Annotated in this window: 1 protein-coding gene; it reads left to right on the forward strand. The window is 64.6% G+C overall.

The window, feature by feature from the left end; all coding sequences use genetic code 11:
- Positions 1-191: 191 nt before the first annotated feature.
- Entirely contained in the window at positions 192-1,460 is a 1,269-nt protein-coding gene (locus G6034_RS19360; RefSeq protein WP_425485550.1) for an IS110 family RNA-guided transposase, read from the forward strand.
- The last annotated feature ends 126 nt before the right edge of the window (positions 1,461-1,586 follow it).

Here is a 1,586-nt window from a genome sequence, read left to right on the forward strand (position 1 = left end):
CCGTTACCTTTTTAGTAGCCCCTTAAAGAGTAAGAATTGGGGTTGTTGGCCTGTCGGTCCCGGCATGATTGAAGCCCCCAGTCATCAATGATCCGGGGGGTGTTGTCACCGGGATTTGATAGGCGCCAGGGGATCGCTGATGGGGACCGGACCAGCACAATGAATGAACGTGTAGGTCAGCCGTAACGTGGATGCCGAGCCTTGCCGCCGCAGGACATGCCAACACCGGATTGCACGACACAAATTCTGGGAGGTTTGCGTTGATCAAGGACCATGAACAAGTCGACATCTTCATTGGTGTCGACGTGGGCAAGAGCAATCACCACGCCGTCGCCATCGACCGCAAGGGCAAGAAACTCCTCGACCGGGCACTGCCCCAGGACGAGGCCAAACTACAAGCCATCATCCGTTCCGTCGCCGGCAAGGGACGGGTCCTGCTGGTCGTGGACCAGCCCTCGACCATCGGCGCCCTGCCCGTCGCCGTGGCCCAGGCTGAGGGCATCATGGTCGGCTACCTGCCTGGTCTGGCGATGCGCCGCATCGCGGACCTCCACCCAGGCGAGGCCAAAACGGATGCCCGAGACGCGGCCATAATTGCCGAAGCCGCCCGCACCCTGCCGCACACCTTGCGCTCCATCGTCCTCGCCGACGAGCAGGCCGCCGAACTGTCCATGCTGTGCGGTTTTGATGACGACTTGGCCAAGCAGGCCACCGCGACCTCCAACCGGATCCGAGGGCTTCTCACCCAGGTCCACCCGGCCCTGGAACGGGTCGTTGGCAAGCACCTGGACCACCCGGCCATGGCCGAACTGCTGATCAAGTACCCGAGCCCGGAGAAACTGCGCAAGGCCGGCCAACCCCGTGTCGCCACCCTGCTCTCCCGCCACGCACCGCGGGCCGGGAAGGGCTGGGCCGCCGAGGTCTTCACCGCCCTGGGCGAACAGACCGTCGTGGTCGCCGGCACCGGCGCGGCCGGCATCGTCCTGCCACAGCTCGCCGCGATGCTCAAGCAGCTGCGCACCGCCCGCGAAGAGCTTCTCACCCAGGTCGAGGCCCTGGTGGAGGCCCACCCTCTTCACGAGGTCCTGACCTCCATGCCGGCGGTCGGCGTCAGGACCGAAGCCCGCATCATCACCGAAGTTGCCGGCAAGGAATTCCAGAGCGCAGGCCACCTGGCCTCCTACGCCGGACTGGCCCCGGTAACGTGGCGCTCCGGGACGTCAATCCGCGGCGACCACCCCTCCAAGAAGGGCAACAAGAACCTTAAGCGGGCCTTCTTCCTCTCCGCCTTCGCCGCGTTGAAAGACCCGCTCTCACGGGCTTACTACGACAAGAAACGCGCCGAAGGGAAACGGCACAACCAGGCCCTGATCGCCCTCGCACGGCGCCGCTGCGACGTGCTGTTCGCCATGCTCCGCGACGGCACCTTCTACGAGGCACCGGCAACCACGGCAGCCTAAATCCCATCAACCAACCGCTGGCGGGCACGCACCGCCAGCCACTACCCCCTGCCCAAAATCGGCAACCAGGAAACCTTGAAAGAAATTCTGCCCCACCGCTTGACAAAGAACATAGGGACACCCCCC

The organism is Arthrobacter wenxiniae, from assembly GCF_013376105.1.
GTDB classification, from domain to species: Bacteria; Actinomycetota; Actinomycetes; order Actinomycetales; family Micrococcaceae; genus Specibacter; species Specibacter wenxiniae.